Origin of the sequence: Streptomyces violens (assembly GCF_000717745.1) — a bacterium.
GTDB classification, from domain to species: domain Bacteria; phylum Actinomycetota; class Actinomycetes; order Streptomycetales; family Streptomycetaceae; genus Streptomyces; species Streptomyces violens.
In genome coordinates this window covers 1-6,700 of record NZ_JOBH01000034.1, presented here as the reverse complement: position 1 = coordinate 6,700, position 6,700 = coordinate 1, and the positions used below count along the sequence as shown (strand labels likewise).

Sequence of the window (6,700 nt, the reverse complement as noted above, 5' to 3'; positions counted from 1 at the left end):
CCTGCGCACCGCCATCGGCTGGAGCCACCAGCTGTGCAGCCCCGCCGAACGGCTGCTGTGGGCGCGGCTGTCGGTCTTCGCCGGCAGCTTCGACGCCGACACCGTCCGGCAGGTCTGCGCCGACGACCACCTCCCCGCCCGCCAGATCCCTGCCGTGCTGGGCACGCTGACGGAGAAATCCATCCTGACCTGGGAACCGACCGGGGGCGGGGAGCGCTACCGCCTGGCCCGCCGGGGCGACGCCGCCTGGGTCGGGCCCGACCAGTTCGCCTGGTACGACCGGATGACCGCCGAGCACGACAACCTCCGCGCCGCACTGGACTACAGCCTGGCCGAACCCGAGGGCCAGAGCCACACCGCACTGGAGCTGGCCGGAGCGCTGTGGTTCTTCTGGTACGCCTGCGGGCTCCTCAAGGAGGGCCGGCACTACCTGGACCGCGCCCTGGCTGCCGACACCACCCCCTCCCCGGCCCGGGCAAAGGCCCTGTACGCCTGCGGCCAGTCCCTGCTCCTTCTGGGTGATCTGCCCGCCCTCGAAAAATGCGCCGCCGAGGGCAACGCCCTGGCCGCACACTTCGGCGACACCGAACGCAGGTACGCGGCAATCAACAACCTCCGGCTGGCGGCGATCCACGGTGACCAGGCCCGGGCGGTCGCCCTGGCCGAGGATCTGCTCGCCACGGACTGGGGCGAGAAACCGCTCACCTACCTCCCCCTGGCAGCGTTGATCATTGGCGCCCTCGCCCACGTCTCCGCGGGCCGCATCGAGGAGGCCATCGCCTGGCTGGACGAGCTGAGCGCCGCCTGCGACCACAACGGCGAGCGCAGCATGCGCGCCCGGGGCGACACCATCCGCGCCCAGGCCGAGCTGGCCCGTGGCCGGTTCCAGGCGGCGCAGGACCACGCCCGGGCCGCCCTGCTCGTCAACCACCGGCTGCGCGACGACGTGGGCACCGGCATGGCCCTCGAATCACTGGCCCGGGCCGCCACCGCCACGGGCCGGTACCAGGACGCCGCGTGGCTGCTCGGCCTGGCCACGCAGCTGTGGGAGACGCTCGGCCGGGCACAGGCGGGCGTCCCCTCGTTCACCGCCGCCCGCCGAGCCTGCGAAGAGCAGACCCGTACCGCCCTCGGCGACCGCGCCTACGAGACCGCGTACCGCGCCGGCCACGACACCGACCTGTCCACCGGCATCACCCACGCCATCACCCCCGCCTCCGCGCCGCCCCCTTGACCCAGCAACCACCCCCGGCCATCCAGAACGCGCCGAGGAGACACATCGAGGCTCGCATGGGCAAGCCGACTGTCTCCGACACCTTCCGCCGCATCCTGGCGGCCACCGGCCCCCACCGGTCACGCTTTGCGATCGTTCGATCTAGTGCGGTTACGCCGTGTCATCGCCAGAGCGGGCCCTCTGGCCGCAGGCGTCGGCCTCACCTCCGGGCAGCGCCCCAGAAGAAGCACTACTAGGTTCTGTCTCTTTGGTCAGTGTCGGGTCCAGATGAGGATGGCAGCGAGGTGGAGTGCGGCCTGGTAGGCGATGGCGAGCTTGTCGGTTCGTGTGGCCAGGCCGCGCCACTGCTTGAGGCGGTTGATGCAGCGTTCGACTGATGCAGCGTTCGACGGTGTTCCGTTGCTTGTAGGCCTCGCGGTCGAACCCGGGCGGGCGCCCGCCGTAACGGCCTCGCCGTTGACGGTGGCCGATCTGGTCGGATGGCTGCGGGAAGACCGCGCGGATTCCCCGGCGTCGCAGATGGACCCGGATGGCGCGTGAGGAGTACGCGCGGTCGGCCAGAACAGCGTCGGGCCTGGTCCGAGGTCTGCCCGGACCGGTGCGGGGCACGCGGATGAGGGCCATCACCGTCTCGAAGGCAGGTGCGTCACCACCAGCCTGGCCTGCGGTGACGGTGAAGGCCAGGGGTCGGGCCCGGCCGTCGGATGCTAAGTGGACCTTGGTGCTCAGGCCTCCGCGGGAGCGTCCCAGTGCGTGATCGACTGGCTCCCGGTGTCCCGCCGCCCCTTTTTGAGTGCTCCGGCCGCGTGCTGGTGGGCCCGGACGACAGTCGAGTCGACCGACACAGTCCAGTCGATGTCGTCGGCAGCGCCCGCTGTGGCCAGGACAGAAGCCAGGATCCGTTCCCAGGTGCCGTCGACAGCCCACCTAACCAGCCGTTTGTGAGCGGTCTGGAACGGACCGAGCTCGCCTGGCAGGTCACGCCAGGGCGAGTTGGTGCGGTACTTCCAGGCGATGGCCTCAAGGGTGCGGCGGTGGTCGGCCCACCGTCGTCCACGGACCGGATCGGCCGGCATCAGCGGCTCGATCTGGTCCCACATCACATCAGTGATCACTAATCGGACAGACACATCCGATCGACTGACCAACCCATCAAAGAGTCACGCCCTAACGCTTCCGGCCCCTCGACGAGTGGCGAGGGGCCGGAGATGAGTAGCGGGGACAGGATTTGAACCTGCTGGGGGACCAAGCGGTGAGCGGGGGAGCAGATGGGTCGAGCGGTGTGACCTGGGGAGGGATCGCTGGGCGTCGGGTCGGGGGGATCATGGGTGAGTGGCGGGCGAGCGCTCGATCGCAACGATGGCAGCGTCGTCACCCAGTCTCCCTCCGACGTGGTGTAGCAGGTCACGCCGGAGGCGACGCAGGAAGGCGTCGGGATCGCTCTCGGTCCAGCCGGTGATGCGCTCGGTGAGGGGGTAGAAGGCGCCGGTGCAGTCGCGGGCCTCGCTGACGCCGTCGGTATACAGCAGCAGGAGGTCTCCTGCCTCGAACGTGAAGGTGTCGACGCGGTAGCGGCGGTGCGCCAGTTCACCCAGGCCCAGCGGAGGCGCTGGCTGGCTGGCCTCCATCGTCGTGGCGCGGCCGCCTTGCAGGAGAACCGGCGGTGGGTGCCCACAGTCGACCATGTCGATCGTGCTGCCGTGGTCGGGGATATCCAGAATGGTGGCGGTGGTGAAGTTCTCTCCCGTCTGGTCCGTCTCACCGGGTTCGGCCAGGTCCCAGCACACGCTGCCATCGAGGTAGGTCACCAGTTCGGGCAGGCTCGCCTGGCGATGGGCGGCGGCCCGGAACGCGCCGAGCAGCAGAGCAACGTCACCGACGGCGGTCATGCCTTTGCCTCGCACGTCGCCGATGATCAGTCGGGTGCCGGAGCCAGTGCGTACAGCCGCATACAGGTCGCCGCCGATCTGGGCCTCGGCTTCGGCAGCGAGATACAGGGAGGCGACTCGCAGGGGCCCGATCTGCTTGGGCAGCGGCCGCAGGACGACGCGCTGGGCGGTCTCGGATACGTACTTCACTTGCGTCAGCTCTTTGGCGCGGCGCTCCCGCAGTACGCAGAAGATCACGAGGCTCGATCCGACGAGGACCAGGGCGGCGATCTGTGCCTGGTGGTTCGCCGAGAACAACTGATCCCGATCGCGCATGACAGCGATGATCGCCTGGGCCACCACCGCGAGTGCGGCGATCAATCCCGTCATCCGGGGCCCGGCGAACGACGCGGTAATCGCCGGGGCTGCGACCAGCAACGGACCGAGGTGAATATCGGGCGGAGCAAGAACGTCGATCACGGCAATCGCCACGATCAGTGCGATCGGGATAGCTGCCATCGCATGACCCGCTCGCGCCGACCGGCGAAATCCTAGGAGGCGCTGCGACACATCTCCTCTTTACACCTGTCCCGCCCAGTCCGCACAACGAAGGCAAGATGGTGCAGCCGCCCCAGAGTCGCCTTGCCTTCACCATGCCCCACCAGCCAAGGTCGGCAGACTTGTGGGTGCCTGACACCGTATGACTGGCTCCTCTCCACCGCTCACCACGCCCCTGGGCACCGACGCACTCCTCACCCTCACCGTCGACGACACCGGCGGCGCCACCGGCCGGCTGCTTACCGCCGTCAACTTCATGCTGCTGCGCAGCCAGCGCCAGCGTCAGCCGTGGAAGGAGCTGGGCCGGCCCCGACTGGCCGACTTCCACGTCCGCATCGACCACGACGGACAACACATCGGCGTATCCTCCCTGAAGCGCGGTCCTTTAGCTGAGCTGGCGAAGTGGACTGGTCGAAGCAGCCCGGTGGCGACGTCAGCGTGGGCGTCGGATCATCCAGCCCTTCTGGCCGCCAGTGGGGGTGCTGATCGGTCGCCGTGGTCCGGGCGAGGACAGTCCGGCCGCTGGCTACTTCGGCCTCGGGCTCTGGCCGTACACGGCCTTCTCCCACTCCGGGTACGGGGCGCAGGCCACGGTGGTGGCCGCCATCGCGTCGGGATGAGCGGACACGGGAAGGTGGTGCATCCACACCAGGCACCACGCCTCCTTCTCCGGATCGATCGTGCCGGCATGGACCGCCGCCCAGAACTGCTGCCGGTAGGACTGGGTCACCTTCATACCCGGCACGTAGTGCATGATCCGTCCGATCGTCGACGACGAGTCCGGCATGGACACCGCGATCGCATCAGCCCTGAACGGCACGAACGTCGGTACGGACTTCTCCTTCGCCACCAGGCTCCCCTCCCTTCAGCCGCGCCAGCCGCAGAATCTCATCTGCTCGCGACCTTCCTGCTCATCCTTGACGTCGCCCTCCACTCGCCCGCCCGGCCAGCTCCTCACGTCCCAGGCGCTGTTGCGTGCTCCCGCACTGGCGCTGCCCACACCAAAGCCGTGCCGCAGGCGGCTTGCCATCAGGCAGGCGGGCGCCGCGTAGTGCCGCCGCCGCTTCCATTCAGCGGGATCAGCGTCTCCAGGTGGGCGCCCTTGACCCAGGAGCCCAGCAGGTCACGGTGCAGGGCCACGACGTCTTGCCGCACCGCCAGCCCGAGGGCGGCCTTCGTGAACGTGCGGCACGTGGTGACGAACAGGGCGATGTCCGCACCGTGCTCCGGGCGGGCGGTGCCGACGAACTTCTGCATGTCCTGCGAGGACACGCTGCGGCCCGGCGCGTACTTCTTGCACTGGACAACAAGTTTGCGGCCGTCGGGGAGATAACCGATGACATCAGCGCCCAGGTCGCCGCTCTTGCCGCTGACGACGACCTTCGTACAGCCGTCCCGTCGACACAGATCAGCGACGTATCGCTCGAAGTCCTGCCAGGACAGTGCGTCGACCTCGGTCATCGACAGCTCCCGGGCCTTCGCCTCTTCCTGTGCCCGCCACTGCCGGTCCTGCCCGACCGCGAGCCGGTGCGCCCGCCACAGTCCCCACCCAGCCCCGCCCACCACGGCTATGGCGAGCACCGCCACCAGGACGGGCCACACTCTCGCCCAATTCCCGGCCACCAACACCGCAGCGATCACCGCCGCCACCGCGCCCCACCCCTGTAACTGCCTGCGCGTACGCTTCCTCATCCGTCGACGCCGTCTTCGTGCTGCCATCACTCCCCCACTCCCCACGCCTGTGATCCGCAGTGTGAAAGTCCTGCCTGGCCCCGGCAAGAGGGCCTGCCCCGCCCCGGGCGCTGTCGTGTTCATCAACGGTCGAATCGGACCGGGTACGAGACCGTCGGACCGGTCACCGGGCCTCTGCCCATGGAGCGCCACCATCGCACTGCCCGGGACGGTGCGGATGGTCACCGGCAGCCGGGCCCGGAAGGTGAACGACCAGGAGGCGCAGGACTTCGGCGTCTCCACTGACCGGGTCTGCCTGGAGGTGGAGCAGATCTTTTACGACGCCGACAACGTCCTGCGGCACACAATCACCGTCGACTACAGCGGCCAGCCGTACATCACCCATTCCCAGCCCACACCAGTGGGCCTCGCCCGGCGCAAGTAGCCGGCGCTGCGCCACCCTGGACTTCCTGACGACCGGCCAACTGCCGTGCGCGCGCCCGATACGGTGCCGGAGAACACGACAGCGGCAGAAATGGAGCGGAGCGTGACGGCAGAGCCGGTTCGACGGCGCGGAGATGTATTCGGCTTCGACCTGGCGGACGCTCTCTTCCTACCCGGGGTCGCCTACCTGGGGATCACCAACGGCCACGACTTCATCGAGAACGACTTCTTCGCCTTCATGTACTGCGTGGCCAGCGTGAGCTTCGCGTCGGTCCCGCTGCCGGCGTGGCGCCGGAACGGCAGCTGGTACGCCGACCCGGGCTTCGCTCGGACGACATGGTTCCCGTGGCTGTTCACGACCGGGCAGGGCGTGGCCTACAGCGGTCAGCGGACCGACGCCAACCTCCTCACCTCCGTCGCGTACCGGCCCAGCTCTTCGGCAAGGACCCGCATCTTGCTCTCGGACAGGTAGAGGAGGTCTCGCGCCCCATTCCTCGAACGTCCACGTCGCCCCATATCGTCTCCCCCGGTTGAGCCCACAGCCTGCTGTGAGTTGAGCAGATGCCTCGGGGGACAGCAAGGAGGCCGCGTCGATGAGGCGTGCACGCTTGGTGGCCGCCTAGGGCCTGTCCGATGGGTCGAATGCGCTGATCCGGCAGAGGATTGGCGGGGGCCTGCCGTTGCCGCCGGGGTCTGCAGCCCCCGGCGGGTGGATCTGCCGGTCAGCTCAGCCGGGCATCGGCGTAGAAGACCATCGCGTCGCGCTGGTAGTCGGCCAGCCCGTCGGCGATCTTGTCGAAGTTCGCGCGAGACTGCGGGTCATCGACGAAGTGCTGGCCCATCCCCTTGTAAGCGGCCGCGTTCGGGGTCCAGTACCGGCACACGAACTGGTACTGGGCGTCCACCGCGGCCTGCACCGCGGAAT

Annotated in this window: 6 protein-coding genes and 2 pseudogenes; 3 read left to right on the top strand and 5 right to left on the bottom strand. The window is 68.9% G+C overall.

All coding sequences use genetic code 11. The features are described 5' to 3' along the window. Nucleotides 1–1,234: pseudogene (locus IF04_RS0135185) on the top strand (hypothetical protein); the annotation flags it as partial. Between the two features lie 251 nt (nucleotides 1,235–1,485). Here the strand turns inward: IF04_RS0135185 and IF04_RS39205 are convergent. From IF04_RS39205 to IF04_RS0135160, 4 genes and pseudogenes are all read right to left on the bottom strand, one after another. Beyond that, nucleotides 1,486–2,364: pseudogene (locus tag IF04_RS39205) on the bottom strand (IS5 family transposase). A gap of 192 nt (nucleotides 2,365–2,556) precedes the next feature. Then, a complete protein-coding gene (locus tag IF04_RS0135170) occupies nucleotides 2,557–3,621 on the bottom strand; it encodes a PP2C family protein-serine/threonine phosphatase (protein ID WP_078601207.1) in 1,065 nt (354 codons plus the stop codon). A gap of 565 nt (nucleotides 3,622–4,186) precedes the next feature. Next, nucleotides 4,187–4,510: a hypothetical protein gene (locus tag IF04_RS0135165; RefSeq protein WP_030267670.1), complete on the bottom strand. Its 324-nt coding sequence runs from the start codon at nucleotides 4,508–4,510 to the stop codon at nucleotides 4,187–4,189. A gap of 179 nt (nucleotides 4,511–4,689) precedes the next feature. After that, entirely contained in the window at nucleotides 4,690–5,352 is a 663-nt protein-coding gene (locus IF04_RS0135160) for a restriction endonuclease (RefSeq protein WP_051831852.1), read from the bottom strand. 217 nt (nucleotides 5,353–5,569) lie between these two features. Between IF04_RS0135160 and IF04_RS0135155 the strand changes: the two genes are divergently transcribed. Then, the gene (locus IF04_RS0135155) at nucleotides 5,570–5,776 is read left to right on the top strand and encodes a hypothetical protein (protein WP_030267664.1); all 207 of its coding nucleotides are present in this window, start codon (nucleotides 5,570–5,572) and stop codon (nucleotides 5,774–5,776) included. A 102-nt stretch (nucleotides 5,777–5,878) separates the two neighbouring features. Further along, nucleotides 5,879–6,247, top strand: coding sequence for a hypothetical protein (locus IF04_RS0135150; protein ID WP_157847769.1), 369 nt, complete (start codon nucleotides 5,879–5,881; stop codon nucleotides 6,245–6,247). Between the two features lie 250 nt (nucleotides 6,248–6,497). On the opposite strand, the gene IF04_RS0135145 is transcribed toward IF04_RS0135150, so the two are convergent. Then, nucleotides 6,498–6,700 (bottom strand): TipAS antibiotic-recognition domain-containing protein (locus IF04_RS0135145; RefSeq protein WP_030267659.1); only part of this gene is annotated, 203 nt, incomplete at its 5' end.